The 25,664-nt window shown below is 39.1% G+C and carries 19 protein-coding genes; 11 read left to right on the forward strand and 8 right to left on the reverse strand.

All coding sequences use genetic code 11. The annotated features are described in order from the left end of the window. Positions 1 to 129: 129 nt before the first annotated feature. A complete protein-coding gene (gene proS / locus QZ620_RS00655) occupies positions 130 to 1,608 on the reverse strand; it encodes a proline--tRNA ligase (RefSeq protein ID WP_295177998.1) in 1,479 nt (492 codons plus the stop codon). A 106-nt stretch (positions 1,609 to 1,714) separates the two neighbouring features. Between proS and QZ620_RS00660 the strand changes: the two genes are divergently transcribed. Together QZ620_RS00660 and QZ620_RS00665 are read left to right on the forward strand one after the other, a co-directional pair. Next, positions 1,715 to 2,851, forward strand: coding sequence for a hypothetical protein (locus tag QZ620_RS00660; RefSeq protein ID WP_295178000.1), 1,137 nt, complete (start codon positions 1,715 to 1,717; stop codon positions 2,849 to 2,851). A 69-nt stretch (positions 2,852 to 2,920) separates the two neighbouring features. Beyond that, a complete protein-coding gene (locus QZ620_RS00665; protein ID WP_295178003.1) occupies positions 2,921 to 4,432 on the forward strand; it encodes an outer membrane protein transport protein in 1,512 nt (503 codons plus the stop codon). 54 nt (positions 4,433 to 4,486) lie between these two features. Here QZ620_RS00665 and QZ620_RS00670 read toward each other — a convergent pair whose 3' ends face one another. Continuing rightward, complete coding sequence (locus QZ620_RS00670) at positions 4,487 to 6,316, reverse strand: T9SS type B sorting domain-containing protein (RefSeq protein WP_295178006.1); 1,830 nt, start codon at positions 6,314 to 6,316, stop codon at positions 4,487 to 4,489. A 153-nt stretch (positions 6,317 to 6,469) separates the two neighbouring features. Here QZ620_RS00670 and folE point away from each other — a divergent pair, with 153 nt between their 5' ends. Genes folE through QZ620_RS00695 form a run of 5 tightly spaced genes read left to right on the forward strand, consistent with a single transcriptional unit; the run spans position 6,470 to position 10,261 of the window. Next, the gene (folE, locus tag QZ620_RS00675; protein ID WP_295178008.1) at positions 6,470 to 7,147 is read left to right on the forward strand and encodes a GTP cyclohydrolase I FolE; all 678 of its coding nucleotides are present in this window, start codon (positions 6,470 to 6,472) and stop codon (positions 7,145 to 7,147) included. Between the two features lie 18 nt (positions 7,148 to 7,165). Next, a complete protein-coding gene (cysS, locus tag QZ620_RS00680) occupies positions 7,166 to 8,653 on the forward strand; it encodes a cysteine--tRNA ligase (RefSeq protein WP_295178011.1) in 1,488 nt (495 codons plus the stop codon). 1 nt (position 8,654) lies between these two features. After that, positions 8,655 to 8,903, forward strand: coding sequence for a membrane protein insertion efficiency factor YidD (gene yidD, locus QZ620_RS00685; RefSeq protein ID WP_295178012.1), 249 nt, complete (start codon positions 8,655 to 8,657; stop codon positions 8,901 to 8,903). Positions 8,904 to 8,947: 44 nt separating this feature from the next. Next, on the forward strand, positions 8,948 to 9,760 hold the full coding sequence (gene lgt, locus QZ620_RS00690; RefSeq protein ID WP_295178014.1) for a prolipoprotein diacylglyceryl transferase: 813 nt from the start codon (positions 8,948 to 8,950) through the stop codon (positions 9,758 to 9,760). A gap of 3 nt (positions 9,761 to 9,763) precedes the next feature. Continuing rightward, positions 9,764 to 10,261, forward strand: coding sequence for a DUF192 domain-containing protein (locus tag QZ620_RS00695; RefSeq protein WP_295178016.1), 498 nt, complete (start codon positions 9,764 to 9,766; stop codon positions 10,259 to 10,261). An 830-nt stretch (positions 10,262 to 11,091) separates the two neighbouring features. Here the strand turns inward: QZ620_RS00695 and secDF are convergent. The 5 genes from secDF to asnB all read right to left on the reverse strand — a co-directional run bounded on the left by secDF (position 11,092) and on the right by asnB (position 20,132). Then, on the reverse strand, positions 11,092 to 14,094 hold the full coding sequence (gene secDF, locus QZ620_RS00700; RefSeq protein ID WP_295178019.1) for a protein translocase subunit SecDF: 3,003 nt from the start codon (positions 14,092 to 14,094) through the stop codon (positions 11,092 to 11,094). Positions 14,095 to 14,261: 167 nt separating this feature from the next. Then, on the reverse strand, positions 14,262 to 15,188 hold the full coding sequence (gene mdh, locus QZ620_RS00705; RefSeq protein ID WP_295178022.1) for a malate dehydrogenase: 927 nt from the start codon (positions 15,186 to 15,188) through the stop codon (positions 14,262 to 14,264). A 94-nt stretch (positions 15,189 to 15,282) separates the two neighbouring features. Further along, positions 15,283 to 16,278 (reverse strand): DUF6588 family protein, encoded by a 996-nt coding sequence (locus QZ620_RS00710; RefSeq protein ID WP_366935404.1) that lies wholly within the window; start codon positions 16,276 to 16,278, stop codon positions 15,283 to 15,285. Between the two features lie 125 nt (positions 16,279 to 16,403). Next, complete coding sequence (gyrB, locus tag QZ620_RS00715; protein WP_295178026.1) at positions 16,404 to 18,344, reverse strand: DNA topoisomerase (ATP-hydrolyzing) subunit B; 1,941 nt, start codon at positions 18,342 to 18,344, stop codon at positions 16,404 to 16,406. A gap of 183 nt (positions 18,345 to 18,527) precedes the next feature. Then, on the reverse strand, positions 18,528 to 20,132 hold the full coding sequence (gene asnB, locus QZ620_RS00720; RefSeq protein ID WP_295178028.1) for an asparagine synthase B: 1,605 nt from the start codon (positions 20,130 to 20,132) through the stop codon (positions 18,528 to 18,530). Positions 20,133 to 20,390: 258 nt separating this feature from the next. On the opposite strand from asnB, the gene QZ620_RS00725 reads away from it, so the two are divergent. After that, positions 20,391 to 20,969 (forward strand): DUF2911 domain-containing protein, encoded by a 579-nt coding sequence (locus QZ620_RS00725; protein ID WP_295178030.1) that lies wholly within the window; start codon positions 20,391 to 20,393, stop codon positions 20,967 to 20,969. A gap of 54 nt (positions 20,970 to 21,023) precedes the next feature. Here QZ620_RS00725 and QZ620_RS00730 read toward each other — a convergent pair whose 3' ends face one another. Continuing rightward, positions 21,024 to 21,656, reverse strand: coding sequence for a 7-carboxy-7-deazaguanine synthase QueE (locus tag QZ620_RS00730; protein ID WP_295178031.1), 633 nt, complete (start codon positions 21,654 to 21,656; stop codon positions 21,024 to 21,026). A 115-nt stretch (positions 21,657 to 21,771) separates the two neighbouring features. Here QZ620_RS00730 and QZ620_RS00735 point away from each other — a divergent pair, with 115 nt between their 5' ends. The 3 genes from QZ620_RS00735 to QZ620_RS00745 are packed head-to-tail and all read left to right on the forward strand — an operon-like array spanning position 21,772 to position 25,656. Continuing rightward, a complete protein-coding gene (locus QZ620_RS00735) occupies positions 21,772 to 23,034 on the forward strand; it encodes a D-alanyl-D-alanine carboxypeptidase (protein ID WP_295178033.1) in 1,263 nt (420 codons plus the stop codon). Positions 23,035 to 23,083: 49 nt separating this feature from the next. Beyond that, positions 23,084 to 24,136, forward strand: coding sequence for an LD-carboxypeptidase (locus QZ620_RS00740; RefSeq protein ID WP_295178035.1), 1,053 nt, complete (start codon positions 23,084 to 23,086; stop codon positions 24,134 to 24,136). Next, positions 24,133 to 25,656: a helicase HerA-like domain-containing protein gene (locus tag QZ620_RS00745; RefSeq protein WP_295178038.1), complete on the forward strand. Its 1,524-nt coding sequence runs from the start codon at positions 24,133 to 24,135 to the stop codon at positions 25,654 to 25,656. Before QZ620_RS00740 ends, QZ620_RS00745 begins: the two co-directional genes overlap by 4 nt. Positions 25,657 to 25,664: the final 8 nt, after the last annotated feature.

Here is a 25,664-nt window from a genome sequence, read left to right on the forward strand (position 1 = left end):
CCCCTGTTACCAGGATGAAAACCTGGCGTCCTAACCCCTAGACGAACGGACCATTTTGTTTCAAATGCGGATGCAAAAATACAACTTTTTTGGAATGCCGCAAATGTTCTACAAAAATTTTTAAATTTTTTAATAGGCTTTTGCAAAAAGCACTCTTCCTTCCGATGGATTACCGGTTAAAACACATTTACCAGTTTCCTCTTTCCTGTTAAAAGGAATACATCTAATAGTAGCTTTCGTAAGCTCTTTGATCTTATTTTCAGTTTCCGGGCTACCATCCCAGTGAGCAGAGATAAAACCACCCTTGTCTTTTAATTGATTTTTAAATTCATCAAAAGTCTCTACTTCTGTAATATGAGTATCCCGAAAATTCTTGGCCTTGGTATATAAAGTTTCCTGAATTTCGTTTAATAATGCAGGTATCTTACCTACTACTTCATCTCTATTCAAGAATTCTTTCGACAGCGTATCTCTTCTGGCAAGTTCAACCGTACCTTTCTCCAGGTCTTTAGGACCAATTGCAATTCTTAATGGAACTCCCTGTAATTCATACTGAGCGAATTTCCAGCCTGGTTTCTGGTTATCATTATTGTCAAACTTTACCGATACCCCTGCTGCTCTTAAATCTTTTACCAAATCATCTGCAACTTCCGAAATTTGAGCTAATTGCTCTTCTCCCTTATATATTGGAACAATCACGACTTGCGTGGGAGCAAGTTTCGGAGGTAAAACCAGTCCATGATCATCGCTGTGGGTCATGATCAATGCACCCATCAATCTTGTGGAAACGCCCCAGCTCGTCGCCCATACATGCTCTAATCCACCTTCCTTTGTAGCGTATTTCACATCAAATGCTTTCGCAAAATTTTGACCCAAAAAGTGAGAGGTTCCAGCTTGCAAAGCCTTTCCGTCCTGCATAAGAGCTTCAATACAGTAAGTTTCCAATGCTCCTGCAAATCGTTCGTTTTCAGTTTTCGCACCCTTTATTACTGGAATTGCCATAAAGTTTTCGGCAAATTCAGCATATATATTATTCATCAATTCAGTCTCTTCAAGCGCTTCGGTTTTGGTTGCATGCGCAGTATGACCTTCCTGCCAGAGGAATTCCGCAGTTCTTAGAAATAAGCGAGTTCTCATCTCCCATCGAACCACATTCGCCCATTGATTAATCTTTATAGGTAGATCTCTATAGGACTGGATCCAGTTTTTGTAAGTGTTCCAAATGATCGCTTCTGAAGTTGGTCTTACAACGAGCTCTTCTTCTAGTTTTGCATTAGGATCTACTTTTAACTTGCCAGGGTTATCTTCATCATTCATCAATCGATAATGAGTAACGACAGCACATTCTTTAGCAAAGCCTTCTGCATTCTTTTCTTCTGCTTCAAACAGACTTTTGGGTACAAAAAGTGGAAAATAAGCGTTCTGATGTCCTGTTTCTTTGAACATTCTATCCAATTCAGCCTGCATTTTCTCCCAGATCGCATATCCATAAGGCTTAATAACCATACAGCCTCTAACTGCTGAATTCTCAGCCAGATCTGCCCTGACCACCAATTCGTTATACCATTTTGAATAATCTTCGCTCCTGCTTGTTAACTTCTTACCCATAGTTCGTAATTTGGCACAAAACTTGTGTTTTTAAGGATAGTCAAGTACTAACCGTTCGGGCAAAACTAACCATTTTTAGAATGCCCAACAATAAAAAGAATAACCGATGAAAACTTACTACCTCTTACGAAACCGGCTAAAACTGTTGTTTCTTCCTGCTATAATTTTAAGTCTTGGAGCATGCTCATCTTACCAGTATTCTGGATATGAAACTGATGGGATTTATGGCGAATCCAGACCAGGTATATGGGAACAGGCAGGTAACGAGCAAACACAGGTGAAACCAAATAATCAGAACAATTATTATAAAAATATGTTTGCCCAGCAATCTGAAATGGTTGGTGAACTTCTCGAGAGTGATGTTTTCACAGATGTGGATAGCTACTCATCTAATGATGGTTATGATAATTATTCTGAAGTTGGAGGAGATGTAGCGTATGTTGAAGGGAATGCACCATGGGGTAATGATCCTGATACTTATACTGTCAACATTATAAATAATGGATCTGGTTTCGAATTTGGAAGACCACTTGGTTGGGGGTACGGATTTGGACACCCATACTTTGGCGCATTTTATGATCCGTTCTATGATCCATTTTTCGATCCATTCTTTAATCCTTACGCACGTAGAGGTTTGGCTTTTGGATTCGGTAATCGTTGGGGTTATGGGGGATTTGGCGGACCTTGGGGGTATGGTGGATTTGGATATGGCTGGTCCTACGGTTATAACTTTGGATTTGGAAATCCTTGGTTTAACAATGGTTTTTATAATAGATACGGTTATGGGTATCCTTATATAGGTAGAAATCGTAATAATGTCGCCTATAATCGTGGCAGAAGGAATACTAATGATTATAGGTCATCCAATGATAGAAGAAGCGGTTACTCTGAAAGCATAAGAAGTATTAGAAATGCTCAGGCTGATGCAGCTAGATCCAGATCCCGAGCCAGAGGCACAAGTGATGGTTACGATCGTAATAATGTGTATTCACGTACTAGTAGAAGAACGGATAGAAATGGATACTACGATACTTCTAATACAAGAACTTCAAGTCCAGTTTATAGATCCACAAGATCTAGCAGTAGTAGATCAACACAAACTACTTCGCCATCAAGAAGAAGTTCTTCGAACAGTAGAAGCGTTCGTAGTTCTACTAGTTCATCCAGAAGCTCTGGAAGTACCAGTCGTGGTTCTTCCAGTGGGTCTAGCAGAACCTCGCGCGGTGGTAGAGGTGGAAGATAAAATTTCACATTATTCAAGCCTTGCTGGTTAATTTCAGCAAGGCTTTTTTCATCCTTTATTTTATACAATATGAATAAGATATTTCTAATATGCCTGCTAGTTTTTGCAGGTAATCTATGGTCACAAAGTATTGATGATGCTTATCGTTATTCAAGATCAGAACTTAACGGAACTGCCAGATATATAGGTATGAGTGGTGCGTTTGGAGCTTTGGGTGGAGACATTTCAGCAATATCTAGTAATCCTGCCTCATCTGCAGTTTTCCTGAATAGTATTGCTACTATCAGTTTGAAGTCAAGAAATACAGATGATAATCTAAGGTATCATGGTAGCACCTCATATTCCAAGAGTGACGAGATCGATCTGGGAAATGTTGGTGGAGTTTTTGTATTCCAGGGAAGTTCAGATAAAAAGTTAAGTAAATTCAGCCTTGGACTCAATTTCAATACAACTTCCAACTTTGATAATAACTTTGTAACCGGCGGAATATCCCGTCAATCTGTAGACGCCTACTTTCTGCAGAAAGCCAACGGAATTCCACTGGATCAGCTTCAGCTTAGAGATGATGAGAATATAGCCGATTTGTATTCTTTCCTTGGAGAAAACTTTGGTTTTGATGAACAACAGGCCTTTTTAGGTTACCAGGGTTATGTAATAGAAGCCAACCAAGACGACCCCGATAATACTGAGTATTTTTCTCTTGTTGAAGACGGAAGTTTTGATCAGCAATACCGATACAATACAACCGGTCTTAATGGAAAATTGAGCTTTAATATCGCAACACAGTACGAAGACTGGCTATATCTTGGACTTAATTTAAATAGTCATTTTATAAACTACGATAAGTTCACAGAGATCTCTGAACTACATTCTAATACCTCAAATGATCCTAATGTCACTTCCAGAATTTATTTCGGAAACAATCTACGCACCAATGGAGATGGTTTTAGTTTTCAATTAGGTGCGATTGCAAAAGCTGGTGAATATGTAAGACTTGGTTATACCTACCAATCACCTACCTGGTTTAACATGTTTGAGGAGACTTCGCAGTATCTGGAAACTTATAGTAGTACTGGTGAATTCGTTAGTGTTTCTCCAAATATTATCAATGTGTATCCTGAATATAATTTTCAAACTCCTTCTTCTCATACTGGTAGCGTTGCCTTTCTATTCGGAAAAAATGGATTAATAAGCGGTGATCTAAGCCTAACCGATTATGGTAACGTTCAGTTTAAACCAAAGAACGATTTGTTTTTCCAGAGTTTGAACGATGCTATAGCTGAAACAATGAAAATGGCACCCGCTTTTAAAGTTGGTGGAGAATACAGGTTGAAAGCTTTAAGTTTTCGAGCTGGATATCGCTATGAAGCCAGTCCGTTTGAAAATGAAGAGATTCGTAGTGATTTAAATGGTTATAGCGCGGGTTTAGGTTATAATTTTGGGTCGGTAAACCTGGATATAGCTTATGAAACTTCAAATTATGAAGAGCAGATTCGCCCACTCAATTCTGGAGTTCTCAATCCTGTAAGTTTGGACAGAGATCTATCTCAATTTGTGGCAACCCTTACTATAGGCTTGTAAATTCAATATTATATTTAACGCAGAAAAGAGCAGGTCTTAAGACCTGCTTTTTTTTTATCTAATAAGACTAAAATTAGCCATGAACTCTTCCCGGTCTTTATCACTAGTACTATAAATTACCTTGAACCAATAGTCGGTTTCCGGAAGCGGTCTACCATTAGTTGTGCCATCCCAGGAAAAATCTTCTCCAGAATTAAGCTCTATAATAGATTTTCCATAGCGATCAAAGATCATCACTTCGTGTATCTCTATGTTCTGATCTGTAATTAATTGCCAGTCATCATTAAATCCATCGCCGTTCGGAGTGAAAAATCGTGGATAACCAACCAAAAAAAATGAAGCGCTTTTGGTTTCTCCGCAACCATTCGATTCTCTAACATATGCTACGTGATTTCCAGGTCTCACGTCTTTGAATCTTGGTGAACTTCTCCAGTTTCCTCCATCTAATCGATATTCGTAAGATGCAAAATCCTGTCCGATACCTCCAGTTGTGGCAAGGTTGATCACATATCCATCTCCAAAATCTGAGCCTGAAATGTTCACTTCAAGAGTTTCAGGTCGGGAAACTGGCTGAATGGTTGTAGAATACGACTGAAAACAACCAGATTCATCATGAATGATATTTTGCTCCAATATGCCATTGCCAGGTAACTCTCTTAAAGTATAACGGGCTTCTGTACTAACAATATTTCCATCCAGAATCCATTCATATTGATAACCTTCACCAAGATCTTCCCCCACGATGGAACTACCGATGGCAGCCCCAGAGAGATTGACACATAAAATTGTTTCTTCAGCTAAGGTATATTGCGGGAAATCAAAAATAGTCAGTTTAAACGATTGGATTTCAGATAAACATCCAGACACATTCTGAATTACTCTGGCAAAAATTTGTTTCCCCTGCTCGAATGGAAAATTCTGAGGACTTATAATTGCATTATTATCTTCAGCGGCCTGTAAGCTTTCGTAAAAATTCACTGTAAAATCGGATACTTCAGCACCAACTCCAAGTAATTGTGAGTTTCTTAGTGTCAAATCTACAGTAGCACCCGAATCACATTTGGCAAGATCTTCCGCAGGAAATATTTCAGGAATATCATAAAAGGAAATATTGATTTCATCCTCTTCAGTTTTATTTTCCAGAACATCAGTAACAATCAGCTTATAATCCCCTTCTTCGGTAACCAGTAAGGTTGGCCCGGTTTCATTTGGAATCTCAACATATTCCAGTGATGACTCATCATATTTGAACCACTGGTATTCTGCATCTTCATCTGAAGTTCCATCGAGTAAATATTCATCTTCCCCGCAAACCGCAATATCATCTCCAAGATCAAACTCAAGGATGGAACAGTCTGTTGAGCCTTCTCCTGTATTGGTCTGTTCGAGACTTATAAAGCCCGGCACCTGTTCAAAATTAGTGATCACCACGACATAGATCTCATTCTCCCTGGCATTTGGAATGGTCATAGTTTCTATCGAATCTGGTAAATAACTACAATCCACCTGGTTCATTTCACTAAGGTTTGCTGCACTGCAGTAATCTTCATCTCTTTGAAATGGTCCCCAAACCACAAAATCCACATCAAGGGGTACGCCCCTTCCATCCTCTCTACTATTCTGACTTATTCTGAATCTTAAATTTCCATTATCCTCTACCTGAAGGAAGAACCACGCAGGATATGGCTGTTCTTCCAGACAACCATAGTCGGGACCAAATTCCCCTGAAATTTGGCTGCTGTTGGTAGAATTTGAATTAGGGAAAGTAAGGCGTTGGTCTCCTGCGCAGAAAGGTTCAATATTCGAACAAATTGACCCCTGAGCAAAGGCCGAAAAACCCGCAATAATAAAAAGAAAAATAAATAACTGAAATCTGATGTTCATACCTTCGGGCTGCCTCAACCAAACTAGTGCAAAATATGAAAATATGGGCAAACAATCTCCCACGTTCATTTGATTTTGCAGATTCTGTAAACCTTATAAATTATGTATCTTTGCAAGCCAAAACAGTTTTGACCGACTATTATTGCAAAACGCATGAAAGTAGATAAAATTTTGAACGATATAGATGAAATGGGTGATGCACACGCTGGCAGTAGCGCTGTAAACCCTCTTAGAGATGACGCCTTTGAGATTAGCGACGATGAAAAGATCGAACTTATTAAAAAGGATGTAAGAAATATTCTTGATACTCTTGGAATGGACCTTGAAGACGACAGCATTAAAGGGACTCCGCAGCGGGTTGCAAAAATGTTCGTTAACGAGATATTTTCAGGGCTACATCCTAAACGCAAACCCAAAGCTTCAGTTTTTGAGAATAAATATAAGTATGGAGAAATGCTTGTGGAGAAAAATATCACTGTTTATTCTACTTGCGAACATCACCTTCTGCCTATCGTAGGAAAAGCACATGTTGCCTATATATCTAACGGCACGGTAATAGGTCTATCCAAGATGAATAGAATCGTGGATTATTACGCAAAAAGACCACAGGTTCAGGAAAGAATGACTATGCAGATCGTTCAGGAATTGCAGAATGCACTTGGAACACCAGATGTCGCGTGTGTCATTGACGCAAAACATTTATGTGTGAATAGCCGTGGAATTCGTGATATCGAAAGTAGCACCGTAACGAGTGAGTTTGGCGGAGCTTTCAAAGAAAAAGAAGTTCGCAGAGAATTTCTTGACTACATTAAATTAGATACTTCTTTCTAAGAATTAAAAATTTTCTTCATGGCGCTATACCAGGAACAAGGCCTTAAGTTTTATAACTCTATGAGCGGTGAAAAAGAGATTTTCACGCCAATAAACGAAGGTAATGTTGGAATGTATGTTTGCGGACCTACCGTTTACAGTAATGTTCATTTAGGAAACTGCAGAACTTTTATCTCCTTTGATCTTGTATTCAGGTATTTAAAGCATCTTGGCTATAAAGTTAGGTATGTAAGAAATATAACCGATGCCGGGCATTTGGAAAATGAAGCAGATAGCACCGGAGAGGACCGCATCGCGAAAAAGGCCAGACTGGAACAGATAGAGCCTATGGAAGTAGTCCAGAAGTATACGGTCGATTTCCACAATATTCTTCAGAAATTCAATAACCTGCCTCCCAGTATCGAACCTACTGCAACGGGTCATATCGTGGAGCAGATAGAGATCATCAAAACTATACTTGAAAAGGGATATGCTTACGAAGCAAACGGATCAGTTTATTTTGATGTTATCAAGTTCAATGAGGATCATCAATACGGGAAATTAAGCGGTAGAGCGATCGAAGATATGATCGCCAATACACGTGAACTTGCCGCTCAAAGTGACAAACGCAGTCCTCAGGATTTTGCTTTATGGAAAAAAGCTGAACCGCAACATATCATGCGGTGGCCTTCACCATGGAGTGATGGCTTTCCTGGATGGCATCTCGAGTGCACAGTCATGAGCACAAAGTACCTTGGAGAAGAATTCGATATTCATGGCGGCGGAATGGATTTAAAATTTCCACATCATGAATGCGAGATCGCTCAGGGAGAAGCTGCCAGCGGAAAGTCTCCTGTAAATTACTGGCTACATGCCAACATGCTGACCCTCAATGGGAAGAAAATGGCAAAAAGCACCGGTAATTTTATTCTACCGGAACAAATATTTAGCGGAAAAAACGATGTGCTAAAAAAAGCATTCAGCCCTAACGTAGTTCGATTTTTCATTCTTCAGGCTCATTATCGTAGCATCCTCGATTTTAGTAGTGATGCAATTATGGGTAGTGAAAAAGGATTCAACAGGTTGATGGACGCATATAACAGTCTTGATGAGATTCAAACTTCAGATAAAACAGATTTTGATCTGTCATCGTGGAAACAATCCTGCTATGACGCCATGAATGATGACTTCAATAGTCCGATCGTCATCGCTAAACTTTTTGATGTAGTTAAGATCATTAATAATATCAAGGAAGGTTCTGTAAGTATTACTTCGGAAGACAGGGAAGAATTGAAGGGCACCATGAAGGTCTTTATGTTTGATATTCTAGGCTTAAGCGAAATGAATTCTGAAGCGGAAACAGATGGCGATAAACTAAGTGGCACGATCGAATTATTGATACAACTTAGAGCTGAAGCACGTGCAAACAAGAATTTTGCCTTAAGCGACCAGATCCGGGATCAGTTAATGGAGATGGGTATTCAGCTGAAGGATGGGAAAGATGGAACCACATTTAGTTTAAATTAAAATGTTACGCGAAGCTTTGTCTGCATTTTTGATCTCACTGGTCAGATTTTACAAGGCTGTCATTTCTCCACTAACTCCGGCTACCTGTAGATACACACCTTCATGTTCAAGCTATGCTGTTAAAGCCATAGAAGTTCATGGACCAGTTTATGGAAGTTGGCTGGCTATCAAAAGAATCTTTAGCTGCAATCCTTGGGGTGGCCAAGGTTATGATCCCGTACCGCCAAAATCGGACTCGAAAGAAGGTTAAGAATCTTCAAATATGTATATTTACCGCTATTCAAATTAATCTCTATGTTATTTAATGCTATACACTGGAATCCATCAGAAGGACTGGATCTGGGCTTTTTCAATCTGCACTATTATAGTGTAATGTTTATCATCGCGTTTACGCTTGGCTGGTACATCATGAAAAAGATCTATGTTCGCGAAGGAATAGACATAGAGAAACTGGATTCGTTATTTATCTACACGGTGCTGGCAACTTTAATAGGTGCCAGATTAGGACATGTCCTGTTCTACGACTGGGAATATTTTCAAAATAACCTGCTGGAGATTTTCTTGCCAGTAAGATTTGAGCCAGAATTTCAATTTACAGGATTTCGAGGACTGGCGAGTCATGGAGCTGCCATAGGAATTATAGTGGCCATGTATTTATATGCTAAGAGAGTACTTCAAAAACCAGTTTTATGGATCCTGGACAGGATCGTAATTCCAGTGGCCAGTGGAGCTATCTTTGTTAGAATTGGAAACTTTATCAATTCTGAAATTATAGGAAAGCCTACCGGAACAGATTATGGAGTAGTATTTGAAAAATTAGGCGAAGATTTCGCGAGACATCCTGCACAACTTTATGAATCTGGCTGTTACCTGCTAATATTTCTACTTCTCTGGTTCATTTACTGGAAAACTGAAAAGCGACTAAAGCTTGGGTACATTTTCGGACTCTTCCTGGTATTGCTATGGACCGTAAGATTCTTTGTAGAGTTTGTTAAAGAACCACAAGTAGGTGAACGCGCAAACTGGTTATTAAATACCGGGCAATGGTTAAGTATTCCATTCGTAATCGCAGGACTTTACTTTATGTATCGCCCAGTCAAAAAATAGATCATGGGAACAGGTTTTTTTCGTAATGGACTATTGGCTATCACACTTAGCTTTGGTTTTATTTCCTGTGATAATTCTACGGAAAAAGAGGATACTATTGAAACCGATCCTATAGTATTTAATAAGGAAGCAGAAGTGTATCTAATTCATTCTAATGGTGACACGCTCCGAAAGATCGACGTAGAGCTTGCAGAAACAGATTATGAAAAGCAAACGGGGCTGATGTACCGTGAAAGCTTGGGAAGCGATCAGGGAATGTTATTTGTATACGAGAATGCTCGCGTAAGGAACTTTTACATGAAAAACACCTATATACCTCTGGACATTCTATATTATAACACGGACAGTACGCTGGTGAGTATACAAAAGAATGCGACCCCGCGTGATGAAACCAACCTACCTTCAGATGGACCAGCGCAATTTGTACTAGAGATCAATGCAGGTCTTGCCGATGAGTGGGGAATTAATTCAGAAAGTAAATTTAGTGTGGATAGAGAATAGTAAATCCTAACATTTACGTTGCTTCTGAGCGATGTCGCAAAATGTCAAATTTCTATAGAATGGATGCGTCTTCAAATACGAATTCAGCAATGAATGACAAAAATGCAATCAATTCAATCTTCCTGATTGTAATCAGTTCAATTAATGTTCTAATCATAGTATCAATTGCCGAAGTTCTAAGAAACAATTTAGACCTAAACAACCCTTTAATCGACCAAGCCTCAAAGGCAGAAGTAAACACTTCCTATCTCAAAACTGTAATGACCAATATTTCGGGTTTAATAGTGGTGTCGCTTCTTAAACACTTCAGATTTAAAAGACTAGCAATCATTGTGGGTATTATGACTATTGTCACAAATTTTCTAATTGACTACACCTGAAAAATTTTATCGCTGAAAAGGAAGGCAAACTACCAGCTTGAATAGACGTTAGCAGTTACATTTAGATGAAAACAATCAGTCTAACTGTGTGAATTAATACAAACTCAACAGAAAAGCATCTCCCACAACCTTCGTTAGTGATGTTGGCAATTATATATTTTCACTAGAAACTTCTTGCTAGAATAGTCTGATGTTCGCAATCAAGGCTAACAACCTCATTTAGAATGATATTCAGAAATATCAGCGAGCTTTTAACATATTCAAAATCTCCATTCTGCTTATTGCTTCAGAAGAAAGGTTGAAGTTCGCCTTCGGAAGTCATTCTAAAACAAAAAAATCAGAAATGATTCAGCAATGATTCAGCAATGATTCAGCAATGATTCAGCAATGATTCAGCATAAAAAAAGGCTTCCAGATTGGAAGCCTTTTTCAATATATATTCGGTTAGTTCTAAACTGTAGTAACTTCTTCAGTAACCGGTTCTTTCTTAGATTCCAAAGAGGCTTTCTTCTTTACACTATCGAACATTACCGGAGTAGCGATAAAAAGTGAAGAATAGGTACCTACGATCACACCAATGATCAATGCGAACATAAATCCTCTAATGCTTTCCCCACCAAAAATGAAGATCGCAAGAAGTACTACCAAGGTAGTAAGCGAGGTATTTAAAGTTCTACTCAACGTGCTGTTAAGTGCGGCATTCACCGTCTTTCCTAATGGCCATGTAGAATGTTCGTTTACGAATTCACGAATTCTATCGAATACTACCACCGTATCATTCAGCGAGTAACCAATAACCGTCAAGATCGCTGCAATAAATGCCTGATCGATCTCCATGTTAAATGGCATTACTTTGTATAGTAAAGAGAAGATACCCAATACGACCAACACATCGTGGAATACCGCAGCCACGGCTCCTAAACTAAATTGCCATTTTCTAAAACGCAATAGAATGTAAAGGAATACTACGATTAAGGATCCTAATACTGCCCAGAATGAAGCGTTCTTAATATCATCTGCAATGGTAGCACCAACTTTCATTGACTGCATTACACCAACTTGCTTATCATCAGCTCCATCAACAAATTCTTCATAGGAAATATCAGCTGGAAGGTATGAACCAAGTGCATCAAACAGAGATCTTTGAATCTCTTCATCAACTTGAGCACCTTCTTCATCAACTTTATACTTGGTCGTAATCTTTAACTGATTGTCCGGGCCAAAAGTTTTAGCTTCTGCACTTCCAAAAACTTCAGCAAGATCCTTCTCTACAGCAGTAGGATTTACATCATCTGCAAACCTTACCGTATAAGTTCTACCTCCAACAAAATCTACACCTTCGTTAAGTCCTTGAGTAAATAATGAACCTAAACTAATTACGATAAATAATCCTGAAACGATATAAGCGATCTTCCTCTTCTTAAGAAAGTCGATATTCATGTTCGTAAACAAATTCTTAGTTATAGAAGTTGAGAAATCCAGAGACTTCCCTCTTGTTCCATATCCATCGATAAATAATCTAGTAATAAAGATCGCTGTAAATAAAGAAGTAGCAATACCAATTAATAAAGTAGTTGCAAAACCTTTAATTGGACCAGTTCCTAATAAGAATAGTATGAGACCTGTAAGACCTGTAGTGATATTGGCATCCAGAATGGAAGACAATGCATTCTTAAATCCATCTGCAATTGCTTCTTTCTGAACCTTACCTTTGGCAAGTTCTTCCTTAATACGCTCGAAGATAAGTACGTTCGCATCTACAGACATACCTATTGTCAATACGATACCGGCGATTCCAGGAAGCGTTAATACCGCTCCAAGACCTGCAAGTATACCAAAGATGAACAAAATGTTCACGATTAAGGCGATATCTGCATAAACTCCCGCTTTACCATAGTAAAGGATCATCCATAATAATACCAGAATAAGTGCGATACCAAATGACATGATACCACTATCGATAGCTTCCTGACCAAGAGATGGTCCTACTACTTCACTTTGAATAATATCTGCTGAAGCTGGAAGTTTACCTGCTCTAAGTACGTTCGCTAAATCCTGCCCTTCAGTAATTGTAAAATCACCAGTGATCTCACTTCTACCTCCAGCAATAGCTCCGGTAGAAACACCTGGTGCAGAATATACAATGTTATCAAGAACGATCGCGATCTGGCTTTGTTCTGCAGAAGCTTTTCCTGTCATGGTTTCCCAGATCTTAGCTCCTGTTCCATCCATTTGCATGCTCACTGCAATACGACCTAACTGATCGTACGTTTGTTGTGCATCTGTAATCACACCTCCACTAAGTGGTGGTTCCATGTTACGGTTACCTTTTAATGCATATAATGCAGCAGTTTCTGTATCCTCATCTGCAACACCCCATACAAATTTAGCATAACGCATTTCTGAAGGAAGTAATGATCTTACTTGAGGCATTTGAAGGTAATCCATTACCTGCGCAGTATCCTGAACATTGAAGTTTGCAAGAACCGGCCCGCCTTGAAAACCTGGAGAAGCCATTAAGTCAAACAACGGATTGTTTCCAGTTTCAACACTAGTACTGTCTTCAGCATCGGCAAGTAGATCATCGATCTCATTGTCACCTGAAGTTGCTGCTGAATCTATTTCTTCTTCGGAAGTAACTTCCTCAGACTTTTTCATTTCAGCAAGACGATTGTTCGCCTGAACCAGGAATCCACCTAGCTCGTTGCTTTTGTAAGTATGCCAGAATTCAAGTTGTGCAGTAGACTGAAGTAAATTCTTCACCCTGCTGATATCTTTGGCACCTGGCAATTCCACAAGAATTCTTCCTGAATTCCCTAAACGCTGAATGTTAGGCTGAGTTACACCAAACTTATCGATACGCTTTCTAAGTACTTCAAACGCTGAAGTAATAGATTCGTCAATTTTTTGTCTGATAATTGGCTCAACTTCTTCATTGCTCATGTTGAAGTTGATCTCACTACTTAATGCTTTGTTAGCAAATACATCTGGAGATGCGAGTTTAGCATTAGGAATGTTGTTAAAAGCTTCGAAGAAAAGATCTACATAGTTCTCCTGGCTATCGGTTTGAGCTTTATCTGCTTCCGCGATCGCCTTTCTAAAAGCTGGATCCTGAGAATCATTCGCCAATCCGCTTAAAATATCTCTAACTGAAATTTGAAGAATTACGTTGATACCACCTTTAAGGTCCAATCCTTTGTTCAGTTCTTTGTCTTTTGCTGAATCGTAAGTGATCCCGGCGATAATTTCATTATCTCCAATAGAATCAAGATACCTTGCTTCTGCCTGGTCACGAAGTTCTGAGTAGTTTTCTACATCCTCGCCAACCTTCTGCATGGCAAATTCCTCAGCATCACTCTCAACGTTGTTTGTCAAAAATGTAAATGACAACTGGTATAGACATACCAGCCCAAACAAAATTGCAAAAACTTTAATCAGTCCTTTATTCTGCATTATTCCTCAAATTATTGATTATTAGGTCTATTTTAAAAACGGACAAATATAGGACTTCATAATTCAAATCCCAATATTTTTTTTTGGATAATTTTAACTTTTAAAAGCATCAAAAAAGCCACATAGAATGTGGCTTTAGAGTATAGTCGGGAAAGTTTATTACAAGCTTAAACGTCTAGCAATCCGTTGGTCTTTTTCACACCCTCGGCACTTTCTTTCATTTTATTTCTTTCAGCATCGTTCAGCTCGATTTCGACAATCTTTTCAATACCGTTCTTACCTAAAATAACAGGCACTCCAATACAAAGATCATTTAATCCAAACTCACCTTCCAGTAAGGCTGAACATGGAAACATTTTCTTCTGGTCACAAGCAATCGCCTGAACAAGACCTGAAACAGCAGCTCCTGGCGCATACCATGCACTGGTTCCAAGAAGTTTCGTTAAGGTAGCTCCTCCAACCTTCGTATCTTCTGAAACCTGATCAAGACGATCTGTATCTAAAAAGGCTGATACCGGTACAGAATTTCTAGTAGCCAGACGAGTTAGTGGCACCATTCCAGTATCACTATGTCCACCAATCACCATACCGTCAACATCTGACGGTGGGCATTCAAGAGCCTCACTTAATCTGTATTTGAAACGAGCGCTATCTAATGCTCCACCCATTCCAATAATTTTATTTTTAGGAAGTCCCGTAGTTTTATGAACCAGGTAAGTCATAGTATCCATTGGATTACTAACCACGATCAAGGTTACATCTGGAGAATGTTTGATCAAATTCGCAGATACTTCTTTTACGATTCCTGCATTGATCCCGATCAATTCCTCTCTTGTCATTCCCGGCTTACGAGGAATACCACTGGTAATTACCGCGATATCACTGTTTGCTGTCTTAGAATAATCATTTGTACTTCCACTAATCTTGGTATCGAAACCGTTTAGTGTCGCCGTTTGCATTAGATCCATTGCTTTTCCTTCAGCGTATCCTTCTTTGATATCAAGCAATACTACTTCTGAAGCGAAATTTTTTATGGCTACATATTCTGCACAACTGGCACCAACTGCACCTGCTCCTACTATGGTAACTTTCATGTTAAAATTATATTTAATTTCTATTAATAATGACAGCGAAATTACGAATTACGAAGCAGTTTTAATAATAAGGAATGGTTAAATCAAGTATTGCCTAAAGAAGGAAGTGCAACCCAACATTAAGATTTACATACTTCCCAGCAGTTGCCATCGTACTAACTTTGAAACTATTGAAGTATAAATTAAATCCGATATCTCCCTTGAATTGAGCCTGTGAATCATTCAATCGTGAAATCTCGTTATTTACAAGTCCAAGTCCTAGACCACTTCCTCCAAATTCGTATTCGAAATCTGACTGTGCTGCGCCAAGAGCTCCAAAGATCTCGAAACTCTCATAGCGTTTAGAAGCCATAATTTCTGCCATCCAAACTCCAGCATTTACATCAATCTGACTAAGCTGTAAGATACCCGGCACGTCCAGAGGGTCAAATTCATATTTCACATCAAATATATCATAGGCAACAATAGCCGCTACCTCAAGATCATCCTGACGTGTTCTTCTTCTTCCAAAATACTGACTTAGACTGTGCTTTAAACCCACTCCATAGGTACTAAACTCAGATCCATCTATATCCAAGGCGGGAAGAGCTCTGAATCCAATTTGGGTATTTAATGGTAGACCTACTGAAACCTGTGCAAATGGGTATAATAGGGCCCCTTTATCTATGCCATCAATAGCCTGCAAGCCTTGAATTGAAAAAGACTGGCCATTAAATTCTAAATCCCGTCTACTTTCAAACTCAACATCGGAAGCCTCGCCAAATGCGGTGGGCAAAAGAGCTCTATCATTTCCGGTAACTTTTAGAATACCAAACTGATTATTATTGACACTGAATTCTTTCTTACTAGAAGGAACAAAAATAGCATTGGCATGCAAAGACACATCTACCTTCCATTTCTCAAGTGATTTTGCAGAGGTGAACCACCCGGCTGTAGCTTGATAAGCTGCACTCTCAGCCGCCGGCTTTGCAAATCCATCTGCTAATATGAGAAGATCATCAACTAATAAATCTACATCTGTTTGCTGTGCATTCACTGAAGATGCCATGAATATGGCTGATAAGCCAAAGAAATATTTTAAATTTTTCACGGTAATTGATTTAGGTTAAATTATAGGTGTTAAGGTTGGTAAAGATAATAGTCCCGTAAATATTAAACGAAAAAAACCCACACTTAGTTTTAGTGTGGGTTTAGATCATACTATGTTAGTGAAAATTATGCATCGATATTTGCATATTTAGCATTCTTCTCAATAAACTCACGTCTTGGCGGAACTTCATCCCCCATTAGCATAGAAAAGATCCTGTCGGCCTCTCCTCCATTATCGATATTCACCTGTCTTAATTTTCTGAATTCAGGATCCATCGTGGTGTCCCATAACTGTTCAGCGTTCATCTCACCAAGACCTTTATATCTTTGGATCTGAACACCTCCGCTATAACTTTCTGCGATTTCATCACGCTCTTTCTCGCTCCACGCATATCGTTTCTTCTGTCCCTTTTTCACAAGATAGAGTGGCGGAGTAGCAATAAAAATATGACCACTTTCGATCAATTCGCGCATGTATCTAAAGAAGAAAGTGAGGATTAAAGTTTCAATATGGCTACCATCTACATCGGCATCACACATGATAACTACCTTATGATATCTCAATTTTGAAAGATTCAAAGCTTTACTATCTTCTTCGGTACCTATAGTTACTCCAAGTGCTGTATAAATATTCTTGATCTCCTCGTTCTCGAAAACACGATGAGACATCGCTTTTTCAACATTCAGAATTTTACCCCTCAATGGAAGGATCGCCTGAAATTTACGATCTCTACCTTGTTTGGCTGTTCCACCTGCCGAGTCTCCCTCTACCAGAAATACTTCACATTGTGCGGGATCCTGCTCTGAACAGTCAGATAATTTCCCAGGTAAACCGCCAACACTCATGACAGTTTTACGCTGAACCATTTCACGGGCTTTTTTCGCGGCATTTCTTGCCTGCGCAGCTAAGATTACTTTCTGAACAATGGTTTTTGCATCATTCGGATTCTCTTCCAGGTAGTTTTCCAGCATTTCAGAAACCGACTGAGATACTGCTGAAGTAACCTCACGGTTACCTAATTTTGTTTTCGTCTGACCTTCAAATTGAGGTTCCCCAACTTTTACAGAAATGATCGCGGTAAGTCCTTCACGAAAATCATCTCCTGTAATTTCAAATTTAATCTTATCCAACAGACCAGAAGCATCTGCATACTTCTTAAGTGTAGTTGTCAATCCTCGTCTAAACCCGGAAAGGTGAGTTCCACCTTCATGCGTATTGATATTATTTACATAGGAATGTAGATTTTCGCTGAACGAGGTATTATAGATCATGGCAACCTCAACAGGAATATCATTCTTTTCACCTTCCATCGAAATTACATGACCAATGATCGGCTCACGGTTCCCGTCCAGAAACTTTATAAATTCCTTTAGTCCTTCTTCAGAATGAAAATGATCCTGAACATATTCGCCATTATCCTCTTTATTCCTCTTATCTGTAAGACTAATTCGAATTCCTTTGTTCAGAAATGCTAATTCACGCATACGACTGGCCAAAGTATCATAATTATACTCCAGAGTTTGTTGAAAAATGCTAGGATCTGGTTTGAATGTAACGATCGTTCCACTCAAATCGGTTTCACCTGTAGGCTTTACCGGATACAATGGCTTTCCAAGTTCATATTCCTGCTGCCAGATCTGGCCATCACGATAAACAGTAGCCGTAAGGTGCTCAGAAAGTGCATTCACACAACTTACCCCAACACCGTGAAGTCCACCGGAAACTTTATAAGAATCCTTGTCGAATTTACCACCTGCACCAATTTTGGTCATTACAACCTGCAGCGCAGAAACTCCTTCTTTTTTATGTAGATCAATAGGAATACCCCTACCATTATCTTCAGTAGTGATCGAGTTATCCTCGTTGATAGTAACTTTTATATTATCACAGTGTCCGGCAAGGGCCTCATCTATGGAGTTATCAACAACTTCATAAACCAGGTGATGTAATCCTCGAACCCCGGTATCTCCAATATACATGGAAGGCCGCATTCGAACATGCTCCATCCCCTCCAACGCCTGAATACTGTCGGCAGAATAATTATGTTTCTTAGCTTCTTCGCTCATATTATGCTAATTAATTTTGTCTCTTTTGGATAACGAACAAATATAACAATTCGCATACTTTTAACAGGTTATAGACCTGTGATGAGCATCGAAGTTATCAACAAATTATGTGGAAAAACCCGAAATGTTTAAGATAATTTTCACATTTCGGGTTTTGAGGAAATTCAAATATTTACACCAGTTTTACACAGCTACTTTTTTCATTCCAGGAGCTACGTGAGTTTCATTGGCTCTTCCACTGGGATCAAGGTCTTTCTGCCATTTCGGGATCCATCTTTTTACTGTTTTGGCTGCGGAATCCTGAGGGAAATGCTGCTGAAAGATCTCACGGTAGAAGTAAGCTTCTTTTGAAGTTGGTGTGTTTACAGGAAACCTTGTTGCCGCAGTTTCCATTTGGACGTCTGTCACCTGTTCTGAAGCATGATCAATTAACTGATCGATCCAGTTGTATCCTACACCATCACTAAATTGCTCTTTTTGTCTCCATAAAACTTCTTCCGGCAGGAAAGGTTCTTCAGGAGTATCGAATGCTTTTCTCAAAATATATTTTTCAATACCATCATAAGTTACCGGCATTTTTTCTTCAGGAACTATTTCCATAGCGGTTTTTAAAAATGCTTTATCCAGGAATGGCACTCTTGCTTCAAGACCATAGGCCATCGTTGACTTATCGGCTCTCAGACAATCTGCAGTGGCAAGACGCTGTACTCTTCTAATGGTTTCCTTCTGAAACTCTTCCGCAGAAGGTGCGTTTTTAAAATATAAGTATCCACCAAGGATCTCATCAGAGCCTTCTCCAGACAATACAACCTTAATCCCTTTTTCAGCAATCGCTTTAGAGAGAAAATACATTGGAGTGCTGGCGCGAATTGAAGTAACATCGTAAGTTTCAAGATGCCATACGAGCTTCTTCAAAATAGAGATCCCTTCCTCTACGGTGAAATGAATTTCATGATGCTCAGTTCCCAGAAAGTCTGCAACTTTACGTGCTGCAATAAGATCTGGTGCCGCTTCATCCAATCCAATAGAGAAGGAATGCAAAGTCTGGCCACTATCTTTCATTAGTCTCGCCGCAATAGAACTTGTTAATGACGAATCGAGTCCACCACTAAGCAATACACCAAGAGGAACATCTGCCATCAATCTCTTTCTGGTCGCTTCGATCAAACTTTCACGTAGCTTTTTAAGATCTGCTGGCTGAGTAGCCACTTCAGATTCGAACCACTCTGGAGAATAGTATCTTACGAATCCGGTTTCTGGAGTATAATAATGTCCAGGAGGAAAAGCATGAAATTCAGTACAGCTATCTGCAAGAGATTTCATTTCACTGGCAAACCACATGGAACCTGCCTCGTCCTTACCATAATAAAGTGGCTTTACTCCAATTGGATCCCTGGCGACCATAAAGTCATCACCATCAATGATCACAAATGAGAATACGCCATCTAATTTATCTACGAATTCAAGACCATACTTTTCATACAAATGCACGATTACTTCAGAATCTCCGGTAGTTCTGAAAGTATGATCCTTTAATTCGTTATTTCGAAGTGACATGTGGTTATAGATCTCTCCATTGTGTACCATCCAGGCAGATTCAGTTCCTTGTATAGGCTGAATACCTGTGGTGAGATCTACGATTGATAGGCGTTCGTGAGCTAACACATAACCTTTTTCAGTAATTTTCAGTCCGCTTTCATCAGGGCCTCTATGAGACATTCTTTTTGAAAGATCAGCGATCTTTTTTTTGTCAAGATCTTTTCCGATAACTGCTAAAATTCCACACATGACTTATATTGTTTATTATTATGGGACAAATATGGGCTGAAGCTATATAAATGAAAACATAATATTCAATAATAATTATATTTGAAAAGTCTAAATTAAAAATTACATATCAAATGGTAGTATATCATTATAAATTTCAAACTTTTCTTCCATTTGTAAAGCTCAGCTAAAATTTTAACAGCATATTGGTGCTTCTTTAACAATTCACACCTCTCTGCGTCTTATCTTTATACTAACTAAAATTCAAATATTAGAATTATGAAAAAATTGATCATAGGTGGTTTAAGTGCAATGTTTTTCTTCGTTGCAAGCCCTATTAACGCACAGGATGACGATAAGGTAAACTACTCAAAGGAAGAACTTAAATTTTCCAAAGTAGATGCCAGTCCAATGGATCTTGCGCTCTACAGAGACCAAGATGATGCAGCAGTCGCGAGAGTTATTTATAGCCGACCACAAAAAAGAAATCGTGAGATCTTCGGTAAACTGGTACCTTATGGTGAGGTATGGAGAACAGGAGCGAATGAAGCAACTGAAGTTACTTTATACAAAGACATGAAAGTTGCAGATGCTACGGTAAAAGCTGGAAATTATACCTTATACACAATTCCAGGAGAAAAGGAATGGACTGTTATTCTTAACAGTAAAACCAACACATGGGGTTCTTATGAATATACAGATAAGGAAGATCAGGTAAGAATCAATGTACCAGTAAGACAGGCTCCTAATACTATTGAATCTCTATCTATGGCTTTCCAGGAAGCTAAGAACGGTGCAGACCTTCTTATTGGATGGGACAACAGCTATGTAAAAGTTCCATTTAAAAATGCTAACTAATATGTAGTCCAGCAGCAGCTTATAATTTAAAAAACGCCCTGTCGGGCGTTTTTTTTATGGTATGTTCAAATATTTATGGGTTTGTAGCGATACTTTCCACTGCGGATTTTCCATTACATAATCAACGATCATTGGGATCACTTTATCGCGGTTACTCCATTCAGGTTGTAAGTATAAAATACAGTCCTCACTTACTTTCGCCGCCTGCTCTTCAGCGAACTTCAGGTCATGTTTGTTAAAAACAATAACCTTTAACTCATTGGCCAAAGGATAGATCTCCTCGGTTGGCAATTTGATTTTCTTTGGAGAAAGACATATCCAGTCCCAGGTACCCGTAAGTTTATAAGCTCCTGAAGTCTCAATATGAATATCACAACCTTGTTTCTTGAGACTTTGAGTCAGAGCTGTCATATCCCAGGTTAATGGTTCTCCTCCCGTGATCACAATAGTTTTACTGTGTCGGGTAGCATTCTCAACGATTTCCCCAACATGCGTAGGCGGGTGCGTACTGGCATCCCAGCTTTCCTTCACATCGCACCAGTGACAACCTACATCACAACCACCAATCCTTATAAAATATGCAGCCGTTCCTTTGTGGAATCCCTCACCCTGGATCGTATAAAATTCTTCCATTAGCGGAAGCATTATTCCTTTATCAACCAGGCTCTTTGTCTCTTCTGAAATCATAGCCGGCAAAGATAATCATTATACTTCAGGATAAATAACCTTTGTTTTTGAGTTTGCAAACGATTGGTTTAATTGTAAGTATGATAAAGTATATATTTAAGTCAAAAATTTTAATATGCGCCTGACGGTCTTCCTAGCAGTTTTATTCATTCTCGGCCTGAGTTCATGTGCTACTAGCTTATCGCGGAAAACAACCAAGTTTGAGAAGATTCACCATGGATTTACCGGGATCGCACTTTTAGATGCAGAGACTGGTAAAAATATCTATCAATATAATGCCCACAAATCTTTTACTCCAGCTTCCAACACCAAAATATTAAGCCTTTATTCCGCTATAAAATTCCTGGAGGACAGCATCATAACATTCAGGTACCGGAAGGCTAAAGATTCTTTGATCTTTTCAGCTACCGGTGATCCTGGACTACTGGATTCAGAAGTGTCTTCCAGTAAGTCATTGCAATTTCTACGGAATGCCAAGGATTCTATCTATTATCAAAAAGCTAACTGGAAGCAGAAAATGTATGGTGCCGGATGGAGCTGGGACGATTTTGAATATGCCTTCTCCCCTCAAATATCCGCAATACCAGTTTATGGGAATAAAGCAAGTTTTACGATGGAGAATAAAGATCTTAAAGTTTCTCCGGAAATTTTTAGCAATTATACCCGAACTATTAATTCGGAAACACTGGAAAAACTTAAGGGAACGAATGAATTCAGGATTCCACAGAAACTTCAGAAGAACGATACTCTAAGAATTCCTTTTGAAACTTCAGAAGAATTGAGCATCAGGATCATTGAGGAAGAAATTGGTCGAACTATTAAAATCATCCCGCCAGGACCAAAAGCCAGTCATAATATAAAATCTGTGGCTTCCGATAGTATTTACAAGCAAATGATGCATACCAGCGATAATCTCATTGCAGAACAATTACTTATCATGATTTCAGAAAAAATGACGGATACCATGAGCACTAAAATCTCTATAGATCACGCTAAAAATAGTATATTTAAAGGATTGCCTGATGAATTCCAATGGGCAGATGGCTCTGGCTTATCAAGGTACAACATGAATACTCCTGCTAATCTGGCAATCATTCTGAAAGTTTTATTAGACGAAAAAGGTAAGGCCTGGGTTTCAACCATTTTCCCTACGGCTGGGAAGCATGGAACACTTGCAAACTTACTAACGGACGAAGAAGCATTCGTATTTGCAAAATCAGGAAGTTTAAAAAATAACTATAGTCTTAGCGGATACCTTAAAACGAATAGCGACCGACTTTTAATTTTCAGTATTATGAATTCGAATCATATGAGTTCTGCAAAAGAGATCAAAGCTGAAGTTTCAAAGCTTCTTATTCACATTAGAAACAACTATTGAATTTTAGAAGTTCCAAATATTCCCTATTTTCGAGACAGTATACATACCTATGAAAAGACGCAATTTTGTTTACGGCCTGGGACTTGCCGGTTTAAGTATTCCCCTACAATCATTTTCAGCAACAGCAGAGCGGCAAATTTCAACTAATAAGAAACTTCTACCGAAAAGACTTTCTAAAGGAGATACTATTGGAATAACAAGTCCTGCAGGAGCAATTTTTGACAGCGAACCTTTTGAAATCGCCAAGGAAAACCTGGAAGCGATGGGTTTAAAAGTGAGTTTTGGAGAATTTGTGAAAAACCGATACGGCCACCTGGCAGGAACCGATGAAGAACGTGCTTCAGAATTGAATCAAATGTTTGGTGACCCTGAAATAGATGCGATCATTTCACTTCGTGGAGGTTCGGGGGCTGCAAGAATTATAGACAAACTTGATTACGAGCTCGTTCGTAAGAATCCGAAGATTTTCATAGGCTACAGTGATATTACAGCATTGCATCTTGCGATGTACGAAAAAACTGGTTTAGTGACCTTTCATGGACCTATGGCAAGCTCTTCATGGAATACTTTTAATTACGATATTTTTCACCGGCTGTTATTCGAAGGAGATATGATCGAATATTCAAATCCAGAAAATTTGAACTTTCTGGAAGTCCAAACCGGCAATAGAATAAGAACTATCAATACTGGTAACGCCAAAGGGGAATTACTGGGTGGAAACCTATCTGTACTTACCTCAATTATGGGAACACCATATTTCCCTACGGACTGGTCGAATAAGATCCTGTATCTTGAAGATATTGGAGAAAAAATCTATGCCGTAGACAGGATGATGTCCCAACTAAAACTTGGTGGTATACTGGATAAAATCTCAGGATTTGTCTTTGGAAAGTGTACAGGCTGTGATCCCGGCGGAAGTGGCTACGGTTCACTTACTATGGAGGAAGTTATAGACCATTATATAAAACCTTTAAATATCCCGGCATTCTCAGGTGCAATGATTGGTCATATAGATGACAATAGCACCATCCCTAACGGAATTGAAGCTGAAATAGATAGCAAAACCGGAACTATTAAATTATTAAAACCTGCAGTTAAATGACCACATCAGAAAAGTTTGTAGATCACATATCTTCGGAATATAGTACAAAGGGTGATTATATTTATCTGGGCGCAGGAATGCTCGACGAACAAGTTTTTGCAAATGCTCCAGTAAAGATTCCGTTAAAAACGATGAATCGCCACGGATTAATCGCAGGAGCTACAGGAACCGGAAAATCAAAGACCCTGCAGATCCTTGCAGAAAACCTATCTCAGAAAGGAGTGCCGGTTTTACTGATGGACGTAAAGGGAGATCTTAGTGGAATCGCGAAAGCTTCAGAAGGTGCCACTTTTATAGATGAGCGTCATGAAAAACTGGGGTTTCCATTCTCTCCAGATGCTGCACCAGTAGAAATGCTAAGCCTTTCAGAACAGGATGGAGTAAGACTCAGAGCAACAGTCAGTGAATTTGGTCCAGTGCTCTTATCAAGAATACTTGATCTAAATGATACCCAATCCGGGATCATGGCGATCATATTCAAATATTGTGATGACAACCAATTGCCACTTCTGGACCTTAAGGATCTTAAAAAGATGCTTCAGTATACCACAGAGGAAGGCAAGGAGGAGATCAGCAAGGAATATGGTAGAATTTCAAGCGCATCCACAGGTGCTATTCTGCGGAAGATCATTGCGCTGGAACAACAAGGCGCAGATCTGTTCTTTGGTGAAAAGTCTTTTGAGGTAAACGATCTCCTGAGAAAAACATCAGACGGAAAAGGATATGTAAACATTTTGAGGCTTACCGATATTCAGGACAGGCCAAAATTATTCTCCACCTTCATGCTTTCACTTCTTGCTGAAATTTATTCAACCTTTCCAGAGAAAGGTGATATGGATAAACCGGAACTTGTTTTATTCATAGATGAGGCACATCTTATTTTTGATGAAGCTTCAGATGCATTGCTAGATCAAATTGAAAGTATTGTAAAACTGATACGTTCCAAGGGTGTTGGATTGTACTTTGTCACTCAGAATCCGGCCGATGTTCCTGAAGAAGTTCTGGGACAGCTGGGACTTAAAATTCAGCATGCATTAAGGGCTTTTACAGCTAAAGACCGTAAGGCCATTAAACTTGCTGCTGAAAATTACCCGATTTCAGAATTTTACGATACCAAAAATATGCTTACCTCGTTAGGTATTGGAGAGGCTATGGTTTCAGCATTAGACGAAAAAGGAAGACCTTCTCCCCTGGTAGCGACTATGTTGCGCGCGCCAATGAGTAGAATGGACATATTAAGTGATTCAGAATTAAGACAAATCAACAAAAATTCTGAACTTGCCCGTAAATATAATGAGGAAATTGACCGCGAAAGTGCTTACGAGATCCTGAATAAAAAGATCGAAGAAGCAGATCGTGAAGAAGCAAAACAACAGGCTAAAGATCAGCGAGAAAAAGTAACAAAAACCAGTAGCCGTCGTAAAAGCGGACGTTCCCGTGAAGGAGCGATCATCAAAGTGCTAACGAGTGCAACTTTTATACGCGGCGTAATGGGAATATTGAATAAATTTTTAAAATAAAGGAAACC

It is taken from the genome of uncultured Christiangramia sp. (genome assembly GCF_913046405.1).
Taxonomy (GTDB): Bacteria; Bacteroidota; Bacteroidia; order Flavobacteriales; family Flavobacteriaceae; genus Christiangramia; species Christiangramia marina.